Annotated in this window: 10 protein-coding genes and 1 riboswitch; of the genes, 5 read left to right on the top strand and 5 right to left on the bottom strand. The window is 65.1% G+C overall.

What is annotated here, in order from left to right:
• The first annotated feature begins 312 nt into the window (after positions 1-312).
• The gene (gltB, locus tag ASC75_RS20720; protein ID WP_055980267.1) at positions 313-5,043 is read left to right on the top strand and encodes a glutamate synthase large subunit; all 4,731 of its coding nucleotides are present in this window, start codon (positions 313-315) and stop codon (positions 5,041-5,043) included.
• A 115-nt stretch (positions 5,044-5,158) separates the two neighbouring features.
• On the top strand, positions 5,159-6,613 hold the full coding sequence (locus ASC75_RS20715; RefSeq protein WP_055979685.1) for a glutamate synthase subunit beta: 1,455 nt from the start codon (positions 5,159-5,161) through the stop codon (positions 6,611-6,613).
• A gap of 190 nt (positions 6,614-6,803) precedes the next feature.
• On the opposite strand, the gene ASC75_RS20710 is transcribed toward ASC75_RS20715, so the two are convergent.
• Positions 6,804-8,042, bottom strand: a complete 1,239-nt coding sequence (locus ASC75_RS20710) for a DUF459 domain-containing protein (protein ID WP_055980263.1) — start codon at positions 8,040-8,042, stop codon at positions 6,804-6,806.
• 13 nt (positions 8,043-8,055) lie between these two features.
• Positions 8,056-9,282, bottom strand: a complete 1,227-nt coding sequence (locus ASC75_RS20705) for a lytic murein transglycosylase (RefSeq protein WP_055979682.1) — start codon at positions 9,280-9,282, stop codon at positions 8,056-8,058.
• A 252-nt stretch (positions 9,283-9,534) separates the two neighbouring features.
• Between ASC75_RS20705 and galU the strand changes: the two genes are divergently transcribed.
• On the top strand, positions 9,535-10,422 hold the full coding sequence (gene galU, locus ASC75_RS20700) for a UTP--glucose-1-phosphate uridylyltransferase GalU (protein WP_055979679.1): 888 nt from the start codon (positions 9,535-9,537) through the stop codon (positions 10,420-10,422).
• 69 nt (positions 10,423-10,491) lie between these two features.
• Positions 10,492-10,675, top strand: a riboswitch (cobalamin riboswitch).
• A gap of 46 nt (positions 10,676-10,721) precedes the next feature.
• On the top strand, positions 10,722-11,456 hold the full coding sequence (bluB, locus tag ASC75_RS20695) for a 5,6-dimethylbenzimidazole synthase (RefSeq protein WP_055979675.1): 735 nt from the start codon (positions 10,722-10,724) through the stop codon (positions 11,454-11,456).
• On the opposite strand, the gene ASC75_RS20690 is transcribed toward bluB, so the two are convergent.
• A complete protein-coding gene (locus tag ASC75_RS20690) occupies positions 11,453-13,111 on the bottom strand; it encodes an outer membrane beta-barrel protein (RefSeq protein WP_244487896.1) in 1,659 nt (552 codons plus the stop codon). The genes bluB and ASC75_RS20690 overlap by 4 nt on opposite strands.
• 182 nt (positions 13,112-13,293) lie before the next feature.
• Here ASC75_RS20690 and ASC75_RS20685 point away from each other — a divergent pair, with 182 nt between their 5' ends.
• A complete protein-coding gene (locus tag ASC75_RS20685) occupies positions 13,294-14,292 on the top strand; it encodes a KpsF/GutQ family sugar-phosphate isomerase (protein ID WP_055979671.1) in 999 nt (332 codons plus the stop codon).
• 280 nt (positions 14,293-14,572) lie between these two features.
• Here the strand turns inward: ASC75_RS20685 and ASC75_RS20680 are convergent, their stop codons facing one another.
• Together ASC75_RS20680 and ASC75_RS20675 are read right to left on the bottom strand one after the other, a co-directional pair.
• Positions 14,573-15,037 (bottom strand): NfeD family protein, encoded by a 465-nt coding sequence (locus ASC75_RS20680; RefSeq protein WP_055979666.1) that lies wholly within the window; start codon positions 15,035-15,037, stop codon positions 14,573-14,575.
• A 37-nt stretch (positions 15,038-15,074) separates the two neighbouring features.
• Positions 15,075-16,025 (bottom strand): SPFH domain-containing protein, encoded by a 951-nt coding sequence (locus ASC75_RS20675; RefSeq protein ID WP_055979663.1) that lies wholly within the window; start codon positions 16,023-16,025, stop codon positions 15,075-15,077.
• Between the last annotated feature and the right edge of the window lie 87 nt (positions 16,026-16,112).

Genomic DNA, 16,112 nt, shown 5'->3' with positions numbered 1-16,112 from the left:
AAATTCGTGAATCGGTCTTGTGCGTATTCAAGAATTCTGTCATACGAAATTTAGGACAGCAGTGCTGTCTTATTTATCTGCCCAAAGCGGAACGGATTTGGCGTATGATGACGCCACGTCCGTCTGCCGCCGCGAGCTGGGGTCAGAGGCCGTCCGGAGCGAATCCGGGCCCTGCCTGCCCGACTGGCGGTTCGGTGCCGGCCAAACGGCACTGCGCCGCAAGCATATCGAAAGCATATCTGAAGGTGAGCGGACCGGCACGTTGCCGTCCCAAAGCGAACTGCCCGGATCGGGCCGGAATGGAGAGAGATGATGACGGAGTTGACGCCATCTGTGACGACGGGTTTTGTGCCGGCCGCGCAGACGAAAGCGGCCAACAAGAAAACCGATCATCTCCGAACCACCACCGGCTATGCAGCGCATGGCCTTTACGATCCGCGCAACGAGCATGACGCCTGCGGCGTCGGCTTCATCGCCCAGATGAAGGGCATCAAGTCGCACCAGATCGTCAAGGACGGGCTGTTCATGCTCGAGAACCTGACGCATCGCGGTGCCGTCGGTGCCGACCCGCTGATGGGCGACGGCGCTGGCGTGCTGGTGCAGATCCCTGACAGCTTCTTCCGCGAAGAGATGGCCAAGCAGGACATCGAGCTGCCGGCTCCCGGCCAGTACGGCGTCGGCCACTGGTTCATGCCGCAGGACGCCGCGACGCGCGAACATGTCATCGACATCATCCGCGAGTCGGCGCAGTCGGAAGGCTTGCCGCTGATCGGCTTCCGCGACGTGCCGGTCGACAACTCCTCGCTGTCGAAGGCACCTGAAATCGCGGCTTCCGAGCCGTTCCACTGCCAGGTGTTCATCGGGCGCACGCCTGAGATCGATGACGACGAGGAATATGAAGCGCGGCTTTATCTGCTGCGTAAGGTCATTTCCGGGCGCATCTATGCCGAGCACAACAACCGCGATGTCGGCGCCTATTGCGTGTCGCTGTCGGCGCGTACCATCGTCTACAAGGGCATGTTCCTGGCCTTCCAGGTCGGCGCTTATTACAAGGACCTCAATGATCCGCGCTTCGAGACCGCGCTGATCCTCGTCCACCAGCGCTTCTCGACCAACACCTTCCCGTCGTGGAAGCTGGCGCATCCGTACCGTATGGTCGCCCACAATGGCGAAATCAACACGGTGCGCGGCAACAACAACTGGATGGCGGCGCGCCAGGCCTCGGTCGACAGCGAGCTGTTCGGCAACAACATCTCCAAGCTCTGGCCGATCTCCTATGAGGGGCAGTCGGACACGGCCTGCTTCGACAACGCGCTCGAGTTCCTGTTCCAGGGCGGCTACAAGCTGGCGCACGCCATGATGATGCTGATCCCGGAAGCCTGGGCCGGCAACAAGTCGATGGATGCCGACCGCAAGGCCTTCTACGAGTATCACGCAGCGCTGATGGAGCCGTGGGACGGCCCGGCGGCGGTGTGCTTCACCGACGGCCGCCAGATCGGCGCGACGCTCGATCGCAACGGTCTGCGTCCGGCCCGCTACATCGTCACCGACGACGACCGGGTGATCCTGGCCTCGGAGGCCGGCGTGCTGCCGGTCGCCGAAAAGCACATCGTCAAGAAGTGGCGCCTGCAGCCCGGCAAGATGCTGCTGATCGACCTGGTCGAGGGCCGCATCATCTCGGACGAGGAGATCAAGTCCGAGATCGCCACCAAGCACCCCTACAAGACGTGGCTGGCTAACACCCAGCTGATCCTCGAGGAGCTGAAGCCGGTCGAGCCGCGCGAGCTGCGCAAGGACGTCTCGCTGCTCGATCGCCAGCAGGCCTTCGGCTACACCCAGGAAGACACCAAGCTGCTGATGTCGCCGATGGCGACGACAGGCCAGGAAGCCGTCGGCTCGATGGGCACCGACACGCCGATCTCGGCGATGTCGGACAAGGCCAAGCTGCTCTACACATACTTCAAGCAGAACTTCGCCCAGGTCACCAACCCGCCGATCGATCCGATCCGCGAGGAGCTGGTGATGAGCCTGGTGTCGTTCATCGGCCCGCGCCCGAACATCTTCGATCTGGTCGGCTCCTCCCGCCGGAAGCGGCTCGAGGTGCGCCAGCCGATCCTGACCAATGGCGATCTCGAGAAGATCCGCTCCATCGGCCACACCGAGGACCGCTTCGATACCAAGACGATCGATATCACCTATGCGGCGGCCGAAGGCGCTGCCGGCATGGCGGGTGCCATCGAGCGGCTGTGCGAGCGTGCCGAAGCGGCGGTCGCCGGCGGCTACAACATCATCATCCTGTCCGATCGCCAGATCGGGCCCGATCGCATCGACATCCCGACGCTGCTGGCAACGGCGGCCGTCCACCACCACCTGATCCGCAAGGGCCTGCGCACTTCGGTCGGCCTCGTGGTGGAATCGGGCGAGCCGCGCGAAGTGCACCACTTCTGCTGCCTGGCCGGCTACGGCGCCGAGGCGATCAACCCGTACCTGGCCTTCGACACGCTGACCGACATGCACAAGCGCGGCGAATTCCCGCCGGAAGTCGACGGCTCGGAAGTCGTCGGCCGCTACATCAAGTCGATCGGCAAGGGCATCCTCAAGGTGATGTCCAAGATGGGCATCTCGACCTACCAGTCTTATTGCGGCGCGCAGATATTCGACGCCATCGGCCTCAAGACCGATTTCGTCGAGAAGTACTTCACCGGCACGGCGACCAATATCGAAGGCGTCGGCCTCGATGAGATCTCGGCCGAGACGGTGGCGCGCCATGCTTCCGCCTTCGGCGAAGACCCGGTGCTGCGCAACGCGCTCGACGTCGGCGGCGAGTACATGTACCGCATGCGCGGCGAAGCCCACATGTGGACGCCTGACGCGGTCGCATCGCTCCAGCATGCCGTTCGCAGCGGTTCGTGGTCGACCTTCAAGGAGTTCTCGGCCCAGATCGACAGCGAGACGGCGCGTGCCCAGGCCATCCGCGGCATGTTCCATATCAAGTCTGCCGAGGAGAGCGGGCGCAAGCCGGTTTCCATCGACGACGTCATGCCGGCGGCCGAGATCGTCAAGCGCTTCTCGACGGGGGCGATGTCCTTCGGCTCGATCAGCCGCGAGGCGCATTCGACGCTCGCCGTCGCCATGAACCGGATCGGCGGCAAGTCGAACACCGGCGAGGGCGGCGAGGAGCCGGACCGCTACCTGCCGCTGCCCGACGGCTCGGTGAACCCGGAACGTTCGGCGATCAAGCAGGTGGCCTCGGGCCGCTTCGGCGTGACGACCGAATATCTGGTCAACTCCGACATGATGCAGATCAAGGTGGCGCAAGGTGCCAAGCCCGGCGAGGGCGGCCAGCTGCCCGGCCACAAGGTCGACGCGACGATCGCCAAGACCCGCCATTCGACGCAAGGCGTGGGCCTGATTTCGCCGCCGCCGCATCACGACATCTATTCGATCGAAGATCTGGCGCAGCTGATCTATGACCTGAAGAACGTCAACCCGGCGGCCGACGTGTCGGTCAAGCTCGTGTCGGAAGTGGGCGTCGGCACGGTTGCGGCTGGTGTCGCCAAGGCGCGCGCCGACCACATCACGATCTCCGGCTATGACGGCGGCACGGGCGCTTCGCCGCTCACCTCGCTCAAGCATGCCGGCAGCCCGTGGGAGATGGGCCTTGCCGAGACGCACCAGACGCTGGTGCTGAACGGCCTGCGTTCGCGCGTCGCGCTCCAGGTCGACGGCGGCTTGCGCACTGGCCGCGACGTCGTCATAGGCGCTCTGCTGGGCGCCGACGAGTTCGGCTTCTCGACAGCGCCGCTGATCGCGGCGGGTTGCATCATGATGCGCAAGTGCCATCTCAACACCTGCCCGGTTGGCGTCGCCACCCAGGATCCGGTGCTGCGCAAGCGCTTCAAGGGCACGCCCGAGCATGTCATCAACTACTTCTTCTACGTCGCCGAAGAGGTGCGCGAGCTCCTGGCCAAGATGGGCTTCACCCATCTCGACCAGATCATCGGCGACGCCGACCTGCTTGAGAAGCGCGAGCTGATCAACCACTGGAAGTCGCGCGGCCTGGACTTCTCCAAGGTGTTCTACAAGCCGGATGCGCCTGCCTCGGCAACGCACTGGACCGAGCGCCAGAAGCACCCGATCGACGACGTGCTCGACCGCAAGCTGATCGCGGAAGCCAGGCCCGCGCTCGAGTCACGGCAGCCGGTGAGGATCGAGGCAACCATCCGCAACGTCGACCGCTCCGCCGGTGCGATGCTGTCGGGCGAGGTCGCCAAGCGCTTCAAGCACAAGGGCCTGCGCGAAGACACCATCTCGGTGAAGCTGACCGGCACTGCCGGCCAGTCCTTCGGCGCCTTCCTGACGCGCGGCGTTTCGTTCGAACTGGTCGGCGACGGCAACGACTATGTCGCCAAGGGCCTGTCGGGCGGCCGCATCGTCATCCGCCCGCCCGAGGATTCCAAGATCGTCGCCGAGGACTCGATCATCGTCGGCAACACCGTGCTCTACGGCGCCATCGAAGGTGAGTGCTACTTCCGCGGCGTGGCCGGCGAACGCTTCGCCGTCCGCAACTCGGGTGCCGTCACCGTCGTCGAAGGCGTCGGCGACCATGGCTGCGAGTACATGACTGGCGGCGTCGTCGTCGTCATCGGCAAGACGGGCCGCAACTTCGCGGCGGGCATGTCGGGCGGTGTCGCCTATGTGCTCGACGAGGAAGGCGATTTCGCCGAGCGCTGCAACATGGCGATGGTCGAGCTCGAGCCTGTCCCCGAAGAGGACGACATGCTGGAGAAGCTGCATCATCACGGCGGAGACATTGCCCACAAGGGCCGTGTCGATGTGTCGGGCGACATGACCCGCCACGACGAAGAGCGCCTGGTACAGCTGATCTCGAACCACATGCACTACACCGGTTCGACCCGCGCCAAGCAGATCCTGGACGACTGGGCGAGCTACCGACCCAAATTCCGCAAGGTCATGCCGGTGGAGTATCGCCGCGCGCTGATCGAGATGGAGCGCATGAGGATGAACGTCGCGGCAGAGTGACCGCGACCGTCCTGCCGGCGGCGCCCGAGAGGGCGCCCGCCATCGCATGCTTCATTTGAAGTGGTGGAATTTTACGCCCGCGCCGAGGTGCTGGGCATGACTGACGAGAGCGACGATGGGTAAGGTTACAGGTTTTCTCGAGATCGACCGGCAGGTGCACAAGTACCAGCCGGCTTCCGACCGCATCCGGCATTTCCGCGAATTCACGCTGCCGATGTCGGACAAGGAAGTGGAAAAGCAGGCTGCGCGCTGCATGGATTGCGGCATCCCGTTCTGCCATGGGCCGACCGGCTGTCCGGTCCACAACCAGATCCCCGACTGGAACGATCTGGTCTACAATGGCGACTGGGACAACGCGATCCGCAATCTCCATTCGACCAACAACTTCCCCGAATTCACCGGCCGCATCTGCCCTGCGCCTTGCGAGGAAGCCTGCACGCTGAACATCGAGGACATTCCGGTCGCCATCAAGACGGTCGAACAGGCGATCGCCGACAAGGCCTACGAGACGGGCTACATCAGGCCTTATCCGCCGGAGAAGAAGACCGGCAAGCGCGTCGCCGTCATCGGCTCGGGCCCCGCCGGCATGGCAGCGGCCCAGCAGCTCGGCCGCGCCGGCCATGACGTCCATGTCTACGAGCGCGAGAGCCGCCCCGGCGGCCTGCTGCGCTTCGGCATCCCGGACTTCAAGATGGAGAAGCACTATATCGACCGTCGCGTCGAGCAGATGGCGGGCGAGGGTGTGACCTTCCATTGCGGCGTCAATGTCGGCGTCGACAAGAAGGTCGCGGAACTGCTCGGCGAGTTCGACGCCGTGCTCTATTGCGGCGGCTCGGAAACGCCGCGTCCAGCGGGCATCCCCGGCGACGACCTCAAGGGCGTGCATGACGCGATGCCCTACCTCGTCCAGCAGAACAAGCGCGTCGGCGGGGAGGACATCCAGTCGGTCGCCTGGCCGTCCGAGCCGATCGTTGCCGGCGGCCAGCATGTCGTCGTCGTCGGCGGCGGCGACACCGCCTCCGACTGCGTCGGCACGGCATTCCGCCAGGGCGCGGTGCGCGTGACCCAGCTCGACATCCGCCCGCAGCCGCCGGAGAAGGAAAACAAGCTCGCCGTGTGGCCCTATTGGGCGACCAAGATGCGGACCTCGTCGTCGCAGGCCGAAGGCGCGCAGCGCGAGTTCCAGGTGGCAACGCTGGAGTTCATCGGCGAGGAAGGCCAGCTGACCGGCGTGAAGTGCTGCGAGGTCGACGAGAAGCGCAAGCCGATCCCGGGCACCGAATTCGTCATCCGCGCCGATCTCGCCTTCATCGCCATCGGCTTTGCCGGCCCGATTTCCGGCGGCCTGGTCAAGGAGCTCGAAGGCAAGCTCGACATCGCCTCCGACAGCCGCCGTTCGACCAATGTCGCGGCCAACGAGCAGGACTACAGGACCAACGTCGACAAGCTCTACGCTGCCGGCGACGTCCGCCGCGGCCAGTCGCTGGTCGTCTGGGCGATCCGCGAGGGACGCCAGGCGGCGCAGTCGATCGACCTGGCGCTGATGGGGGCGAGCGTCCTGCCGCGCTGAACCGATGCGGGTGCGTCCTTCGGGGCTCGCCCGCAGACCCAAGAGCTGCAATGACAACGAGGGCTCGCACCTCTGATCAGGACCGTAACGCTGCGGGCCTGATCAGAGGTGCGAGCCCTTGTTTTGTCTGGTGGATGGATCAATACCCTTTGCGGGCGGGCCTCGAAGGACGCACGGCGGGTCCTGCGTCCTACCGCCTGATCGCGGTCGTCGTTTCGGTGCCTTGCGCTGCCGGAAGCGGCTTGGGCGGCCAGGAAAAATCATCGGCGCGTCCGGGCGGCGCGGCAGGTGCTATGCCTTGCACGGCGAGTTTTTCGCCGGGCGAGCGTGGGTCGCCCTTGGGTGCCGCCTGCGCCCCCATCAATTCGGTGCCGCCATCGAGTTCGGGATCGGAAAGCGAGACCGGCACGGTGCGGTCGATGTTGACCGGCACGTTCAGTTCGCCCGGAGTCGCCTGCGGCAGGCTGGCGGGAACGACGGCCTCCATTCCCTGCGGGGTGATGCCGAGCAGCTTGTTGAGCGGTTTTTCGGCGAAGAAGGCGAGCTTGCGCTTGCCGGCGCGGGTGACGTTGATGCCGTCGTCGGAACGCAACCGCACCGGCTGGCCGTTGATGTCGGGGCCTGACGTGACGAAAGCGCCGTTCTCGTCGACGAAACCGTCCCAGACGTCGACGAATTCGCTGCCGGCTGCCTCGGTCGCGGCACGGTAGATGTCGTTGAAGGCAAGCATGTCGGTGCTCATCTTCGACGATTTGAACGCCGGCATGCCGACCCACAGGAACGGCACCTTGGTCTCGGCGATGGCCTTGGCGAGCTTTTCTGTGCGGGCGGCGTATTCCTTGGTCCACGCCGGGCTCATCGGCGGTTCGCGGTTGTCGGCGACCCGCATCTGCTGGCGGTCGTTGGAGCCCATCATGACGATGATGGCTGCCGGCTTTTCCTGCTCGATCAGTGCCTTGGCCTGCTCGGGCCAGTTGTAGTGGTCCTCGCGCACGAAGCCCGACGAACCGTTGGTCCTGTCGACGACACGGATCTTGGCATTCTCGGCAAAGACGGTGCCCAGCCCCTCCGCAAGGCCGCCGCCGAGGAAGTCGCCGATGACCAGCACGACGCGTGCGTCGGCCGCTTTCTCGATCACCGGCACGACGGGCTCGGCCGGGCGGCTGACGTTGCCGGCGGTCGCCTTCGGCTTGCGCGGCGTCTTGCGGATCTTCTTGCGCGGCTGATCCTGCGGCTGTTCGAGGATATAGGGGTCGACGCGCTCGCGGCGCGGCATGAACAGGTCACGCAGCGACCAGCGCCGCAATATGCCCTCCTGGGCAATGGCCGGGGAGGGCGCGGTGCTGGCAATCGCGGTCAACGCGATCGCCGCGACCAGCGGCATCGTCAGGCGCAGAGCGACTTTTCCCGAACGCGACGATGCCAACAGCAACCTCCGATTGCTAATTCCGCCTCAGCCTGTTGAGCACTTCCATGCTCGGATGGCCGTCCTGCGTCAAGCCCAGCTGTGCCTGGAAAGTCTTGATCGCCGAGCGCGAACCCTCGCCGATCTTGCCGTCCGCCTTGCCGTCGTAATAGCCATGCGCCGACAGCCGCTTCTGCAGCTCCTGCTTCTCCTCGAAGCTGAGCTTTGTGAAGGGGCGCTTCCAGTCCTGCACCAGACCGCCATAGCCGGCGATTTCGTCGGCAAGAAGACCAACGGCGAGCGCATATTTGTCGGCGTTGTTGTAGCGCTTGATGACCGAAAAATTCTTGGTCATCAGGAAGGCCGGGCCGCCGCGGCCGTCCGGCACCTTGAGCGTCGCCACGTCGGAGCCGCGCTTGAAGGCCTTGCCATTGGCGCGTTCGACGCCGAGCGCTGCCCATTTGTCGAGCGTCATCGAGCCGGACGGGAACTTGCGGCCCTCGGGCAGCACGACCTCGTAGCCCCAGGTCTTGCCGCCCTGCCAGCCGTTCTTCTTCAACAGGTTGGCGGCGGTTGCGAGCGCGTCGGGCACCGAATTCCAGATGTCGCGCTTGCCGTTGCCGTCGGCGTCGACGGCATAGGCCTGGTAGCTGGTCGGGATGAACTGGGTGTGGCCCATGGCGCCGGCCCAGGAGCCGACGAGGTGGCTCTCGTCGATGTCGCCGCGCTGCAGGATCTTGAGCGCCGCTATCAGCTGTGTCCGGGCGAACTTCGCGCGCCGCTTGTCGCCATAGGCGAGCGTCGACAGCGAGCGCACGACATTGCGCATCACCTTGTCGTTCTTGAGAATCTCGCCGTAGTTCGATTCCATCGACCAGATGGCAAGCAGGATGTAGCGGTCGACGCCAAACTTGGCCTCGATGCGGTCGAGCCACGGCTTCCACTTGCGGGCCATCTCGCGGCCGACCGTGATCGACTGGTCATGGACGCGATTGTCGAAATAGTCCCAGACGGGGGCGGTGAATTCGGGCTGGAAACGGGCCTTTTCCAGCACTTCGGGGTCGGCCGAGGTCACACCGCGAAAGGCGCGGTCGTAAGTCGAGCCGGAAATCCCGTTGTCTGCGGCGACCGAGCGGAAGCTCGCTACCCAGCGCTGGAAGCCGGCTTCGGCCGCCGCCGGGCCGGCCGGCAGCATGAATGCCAGCGAAAGGCCGGCGATTGCAGCGGCGCTTGCGAGGCCTCTGGCGGTCTTGCGAAGGGGCATTCTTTCCTCCTTGGAGAGATCAGAAATACGATTCATCGCCGATGCCGGTTATCAATCAGTTTACCATAGCCCCCTTGGGGAACGAAAAGCGGTTCTGGCGATTGTTTCCCGACTGGTTTCGACAATCAAGATCGCGTGATCGATCCTCTTGCCGGCTGCCGGCGAATATGTGAACGCATTCAGTATTCATCAATTCCGCTATGGCAGTGTGCCTGCCCGATACTCGTAATCCTCCATCGGATGAACCAAGCAATGAAAAGAGTTCGCAAGGCAGTTTTCCCGGTCGCGGGCCTCGGCACGCGTTTTCTGCCTGCCACCAAGTCGATCCCCAAGGAAATGCTGACGGTCGTCGATCGTCCAGTGATTCAATACGTGGTCGACGAAGCACGCGAGGCGGGTATCGAACACTTCATCTTCGTCACCGGCCGCAACAAGGCCGTCATCGAAGATCATTTCGACGTCCAGTTCGAACTCTACGACACGCTGGCCCAGCGCGGCAAAAGTGAACAGCTCGAGCGTCTGCAGCGCCTGCAGCCTGCGCCCGGCCAGACCTCGTTCACCCGCCAGCAGGTCCCGCTCGGCCTTGGCCATGCGGTGTGGTGCGCGCGTGAGCTGGTCGGTGACGAGCCCTTCGCGCTGCTCCTGCCCGACATGATCATGCAGTCGGAAAAGAGCTGCATGCGCGAGATGGTCGAGCTTTATGCCGAGACCGGCAACAACATCATCGCGGTGCAGGAATGCGATCCTGCCGAGGCGCACAAATATGGCATCGTCGGCAAGGGCAAGGCGGTCCACACCGGCTTCGAGATCGAAGGCATGGTGGAAAAGCCGAAGCAGGGAACCGCGCCGTCGAACCTGTTCATCAACGGCCGCTACATCCTGCAGCCGGAGATCTTCGACATCCTGGCCAAGCAGGAGCGCGGCGCCGGCGACGAGATCCAGCTCACCGATGCGATGCTGAAGCTGGAGAAGCAGCAGTCCTTCTACGGCTATCATTATCGCGGTCGCACATTCGACTGCGGTTCGCCGGAAGGCTTCGTCGAGGCCAACGTCGCCTTTGCGCTGTCGCGCGCCGACATCAACGAGCGCATGGCCGGCGTCATCGAGGGCTTGCTCGGCGAGATGAAGCCCGGCCGCTGATCCCTGTCGAAATGTCGCCCGCGCGCCAGCTTTGGACGCGCGGAGCGATGGCCATCGGCATCGCAGCCGTATAGACATCTCCTGCCAGGTGCCCGCAGCGATGCGGGAGAATCGGGAACACGGTGCAAATCCGTGGCGTGCCCAACGCTGTAAGAGGGACCGCATCGGCAATAGCCACTGTTCGTAGAACGGGAAGGCGCCGGAGGCGGGCTGAACTCGAGCCAGAAGACCGGCCCGGCAGAAATCGTCCACCGCATGGTCAGGCGGGGGAAACCGATTTGCTCGCCAGGGGACACGCGATGCCGGCCGACCATGCCCATGCCGATTCAGGCTGTTTCGACCTTGCTGCCCAGGATGCCGTCTATCGCGCCATCTTCACGCGGCGCGACGTGCGCAGCCATTTTTTGCCCGATCCGCTCGACGACGAAATGCTGGCGCGCCTGCTGATGGCGGCCCATCACGCGCCGTCGGTGGGTTTCATGCAACCGTGGAACTTCATCGTCATCCGCGATCAACGGCGCAGGCAACAGGTGCGCGACCTGTTCCTGGCCGCCCGCCAGCAGGAACTGCCGCATATCGCCGAGGAGCGGCAGGCGCTGTACCGCAAGCTCAAGCTCGAGGGCATCTGCGAGAGCCCGCTCAACCTCGTCGTCACCTGCGACCGCAGCCGGTCGCGGAACTCGCCGCTGGGGCGATGGCACAATCCCGAGATGGACCTCTACAGCACCGTTTGCGCGGTCCAGAATTTCTGGCTGGCGGCGCGGGCCGAAGGCGTCGGCGTCGGCTGGGTCAGCATCATCGACCGAGAGGCGCTGAAGCGGATGCTCGCCATTCCCGAACATGTCGTGCCGGTCGCCTATCTCTGCGTCGGCCGGGTGTCGGAATTCGCCGCAAGACCCGATCTCGAACGCCATGGCTGGGGCAGCCGGCTGCCGCTTGCCGACCTGATCATGAGCGAGGAGTATTGCGGCGACGGCGAAACGGAGCTGAAAGACGCCGCAGCCAGGCTGGCCGGTACTCCGGTTGGCGCCTAGCGCTGCACCCTCAACCCGACAAAGACGCTGTTGGTCTTGCTGTCGCGGCCGGCCAGGGTGCTGTCGAAGGTTTCGTGGCGCAGCCTGCCGGTGAGGCCGGCATAGCGGTTGAGCCACCAGGTCAGGCCGGCTTCGGCGCTGAGCCTGAGTTCATGGTCGTCCCTGCCAGCATAATCGCGCCAGCCGACGCCGGCCGCGGCAAAGCCGGTGAGGTTGGCGCGAATCTGACGCTCGACGCCGAGGCGGCCGGTGTAGAGCACCGAGCCGCTTTCGCCCGGCGTCGTCGAACCTTCGACCTGCGTCGTCCCGTTGAGCGTAACGATGGTGCCGCGCATCGGCGACCAGCGCAGATCCGCGGCGATCGTCGCCGCCGAAATCGTCTCCAGCCGGTCGTCGTCGAAGTCTTCCGAAAGCCAGCCTGCGGAAATCTCGCCGCCGAACTTCTCGCCCATGTCGAGCTCGACGCCGGCGCGGGCGCCGATCCGGTTGGACGAGCGTTCGAAGCCGGCCGTGTCGAACCTGAGATCGTAGACGCGGCGCCCGTATTCGATCTCGCCGAAGGGTGTCAGCGCCGGGGAAATCTCATATCCGGCACGGAAACGGCCGGTATAGAGCGTCGAGTTCCTGTCTTCCTGCGAAAGCGTGCCGCCGCCCGACAGGTCGGCGTCGCTGAAACTCTCTTTGGCGGCTTCGCCGGTCACGGCAAAGCGCAGCTTGCCGACGTCCTTCTCGACACCGATGCTGCCGTCGAGGGTGTGGCGCACCGGGCGCGACGCGGTGCCGACGATCACCACCGGCGAACTCGCCGATTCCGGGCGGATGTCGTAGCCGAGGGTGGCGATGGTGCGGATATCGTCGGCGAAGTCGAGCTGCAGCCGGCCGTCGATGCCGGCCTCGACATCCTCGACCTCCTGGCCCGAGACGGACTTGCGGACATTGCCGTAGGCGTCGATGGTGGCCGAGTGGCTGTCCCAGTCTGAGGCCGCATTCAGGCGCAGCGTGGTTTCCGACAGCACCGCCGACTTGCCGTCCGAACTCGAATCGGCGTTGGAGGTGGCGGTGACGCCCTGTTCGAGGCTCGGCTTGAGCAGGAAGGTGCCGAAGCGGATGCCTGTCGGCTCGAACGGGTTTTCGTCCGGCACCGGCCTGCGGCCCTCGATCGCTCGCTGACGCTCCGATTCCGGGCCGTTTTCTTCCGCGATCAGCGAATCGACGGTTCCCTGCCGCACCGTGCCGGTGGTCAATTCTTCATCCTGCTCCGGCGTGGCAGCTGTCGTTGCGGCTGCCCTAGCGGGGGCGGCGCGTCTTTCGCGTGCTTCCCTGGAGCGCTGGATTGCGGTCGTCGTCGGACGGCTGGACGGGTTGGCGGCATCGGCCGCATAGGCGTTGGGTGGTTCGCTAAACAGGTCGTCCGTGCCGGCCGGGTCGGTTTGCTCCGGCACGGCGCCAGGGCTGATGGGCTGGTAGGTGGCCGCCTGGTCCTGGATTTCGGGGGCAGGCTGCTGTGCCGGTCGCCGGCGCAACAACTGTGCGGTCGTGTCGGCCTCGTTGACCGCGCCGCGCAGGCCGGCTTCCTGGGCATGCACCGGCAGGGCGCAAAGCAGGGTTGCTGCGCTTGCCGTTGCCAGCAAGAAGCGCAATCCCGCACCGCTCATTCGCCTGTTTTGCCCTGGCCTGACCTGCGCCATCTTCACCACTGCTTCGCCGGCGCAAGGGGCCGCACTTACCAACTGGTAAATCGCCATGGTTAACGGAGCGTTTCCAGCCGCCGCCAGGGCCGGCCGTGCCGGGCGGATAATCATGGACAGAGGCGGTACGACGCGCTAACGCATGCGCCATGCACGCTGGATCGCTGAAAAAAGAGCCGGACCCGCAGGCGTCGATCGCCTCGGCGCTCCGCACCGTCGCTACCGAGCAGGTCGGCATCGCCGCGCTTGCCGCCGCGCTCGATGGCCCCTTGGCGGACCCCTTCGCCAAGGCTGTCTCGATCCTGGGCCAGCTCAGCGGCCGGGCGATCATCACCGGCGTCGGCAAGAGCGGACATATCGGCTCCAAGCTGGCGGCGACCTTCGCCTCGACCGGAACGCCGGCCTATTTCGTGCACCCCTCGGAAGCCATCCATGGCGACCTCGGCATGATCACCAAGGACGACGCCATCGTCGCGCTGTCCTGGTCGGGCGAGACCGCCGAGCTCAAGGGCATCGTCGCCTATTCGAGGCGCTTTTCGATCCCGCTGATCGCGCTTACCGCAGGCGATTCTTCGGCGCTGGCGCGCCAGGCCGACGTCGTCCTGTCGCTGCCGCGTGCGCCGGAGGCCTGTCCGCACGGCCTTGCGCCCACGACCTCGACGCTGCTGCAACTCGTCATCGGCGATGCGCTGGCGGTGGCCCTGCTCGAGGCACGCGGCTTCACCGCCGACCATTTCCGCACCTTCCATCCCGGCGGCCAGCTCGGCGCGAGCCTGATGCCGGTCGGCGACCTGATGCACAAGGGCGACGAAATGCCGATCGTCGCGATCGGTACCAAGATGCCCGAGGCGGTGAAGACGCTGTCGAAGAAGCGCTTCGGCTGCGTCGTCGTCGTCGACGCGCAGGGCAGGCTGGCCGGCATCGTCACCGATGGCGACCTGGCTCGCAATCTCGACCGCAACCTCGCCGAGACCAATGTCGAGGACATCATGACCCGGCAGCCCAAGACAGTGCCGCCCGAGATGCTGGCGGGCACAGCGACGGCGATGCTCAACGAGCACAATATCAGCGCCATACCGGTGGTCGAAGGCGACAGGCCTGTCGGCATCGTCCATTTCCACGATCTTCTGAGGATCGGCGCGGCTTAGGACCTTTGGTTCTGGAGTCGACTGTCTTCGTCTTCCAACGACTTGCCGAAACGCCCCCAGTAGCCCTCATGGTGAGCCTGTCGAACCACGAGGGCGCCAGGCTATGGCGCGTGCCTGTCGTTCGACAATCCGATTTACAGCGGGGTTTTTGGGTAGTCCGAGCTGGCGCATGGGGTTGCGCTGACGCCCTCGTGGTTCGACAGGCTCACCATGAGGGCTTCTGCGAGGCCTGCGATCTGCGGCCAGGGCAAGCACTTGCTGCCTGCGTCTCAACGAGGCTTCAGACAGCCTCCACCACCAGCTCCAGGTCGGTGTCGGCGACAGCGGTGACGCGCACCTGCGTTCCCACGGGCAGGTCGGGTCCCGACACACGCCAAGTCGTGTCGCCGAGCTTGATGCGGCCGCGTCCTTCCTTGATCGGCTCGGTCAGCGTCGCGGTGCGGCCGATCATCTGGGCGCCGCGCCGGTTGAGCAGCGGCTGGTCGGAGGGGTCCTCGCGGTCGCGGACGATCTTCTTGCCGACATAGGCCGAGGCGAGGGCGAGCACGAGGAAGACCAGCACCTGCACCTGCCAGATCCACAACGCGACGTCCCAGAGCAGCAGCGAGGCCGAGCCGACGATGAGTGCGGCAATGCCGATCCACAGCAGGAACACGCCGGGCGCGAAGATCTCCAGGCAGAGCAGGATGAAGCCGAGCAGCATCCAGTTCCAGGGACCGAGTTCGGCAACGACGCTTGCGATCATGTGCGGCTCCTCACTTCACCTCGTGCCAGTGGCAGGTTCAGTTCTGCTCCGGCGGAATTCTCGGCGTCCGCGAGGCCTGGCGCTGCGCTCCGGCGGTGCCTTCGGCGCGGAACACCTCCTTGGCGATCTCGCCGATACCGCCAAGCGTGCCGATCAGCGACGACGCCTCCATCGGCATCAGCACGACCTTGCTGTTCGACGCCGAGCCGATCTTGGCCAGCGCTTCGGTGTATTTCTGGGCGACGAAGTAGTTGATCGCCTGGACGTCGCCCTTGGCGATGGCTTCCGACACCACCTGGGTAGCGCGGGCTTCCGCCTCGGCGGCGCGTTCGCGCGCCTCGGCATCGCGGAAGGCGGCCTCGCGGCGGCCTTCGGCCTCCAGCACCTGTGCCGCCTTCAAGCCCTCGGCCTCGAGGATCTGGGCGCGCTTGTTGCGCTCGGCCATCATCTGGCGGGCCATCGATTCCACCAGGTTGGCCGGCGGGTTGATGTCCTTGATCTCGACGCGGGTGACCTTGATGCCCCAGGGGTGGGCGGCTTCGTCGACGACGCGCAGCAGGCGCTCGTTGATGGCGTCGCGGTTGGACAGCAGCTCGTCAAGGTCCATCGAGCCCATCACCGTGCGGATGTTGGTCATCGTCAGGTTGAGGATGGCATTCTGCAGGCCGGCAACCTGATAGGCGGCCTGGGGCGCGCTCAGCACCTGGTAGAAGGCGACGCCGTCGACCGCCACGATGGCGTTGTCGCGGGTGATGACTTCCTGGGTCGGCACGTCGAGCACCTGCTCCATCATGTTCATCTTGGCGCCGACGCGGTCGATGAAGGGGATGATCAGGTTGAGGCCGGGCGTCAGGGTCTTGGTGTAGCGGCCAAAGCGTTCGACCGTGTAGTTGTAGCCCTGCGGGATGGTCTTGATGCCGGCAAACAGCAGCAAAAGCACCAGTACGACAAGGACCGGGATGACCAGATCGAAACCGCTGAAGTCCATTCGAAACACCCCCGCAAGTTGAGTGCGCGATTCACAGGTCGCGCCGCATGCGCGAAAGACTTAAGGGCGTTTCGGCAGCGTTACAAC

This window comes from Aminobacter sp. DSM 101952 (genome assembly GCF_001424795.1).
Taxonomy (GTDB): Bacteria; Pseudomonadota; Alphaproteobacteria; order Rhizobiales; family Rhizobiaceae; genus Aminobacter; species Aminobacter aganoensis.
This window is presented reverse-complemented; position numbering and strand designations above follow the sequence as displayed.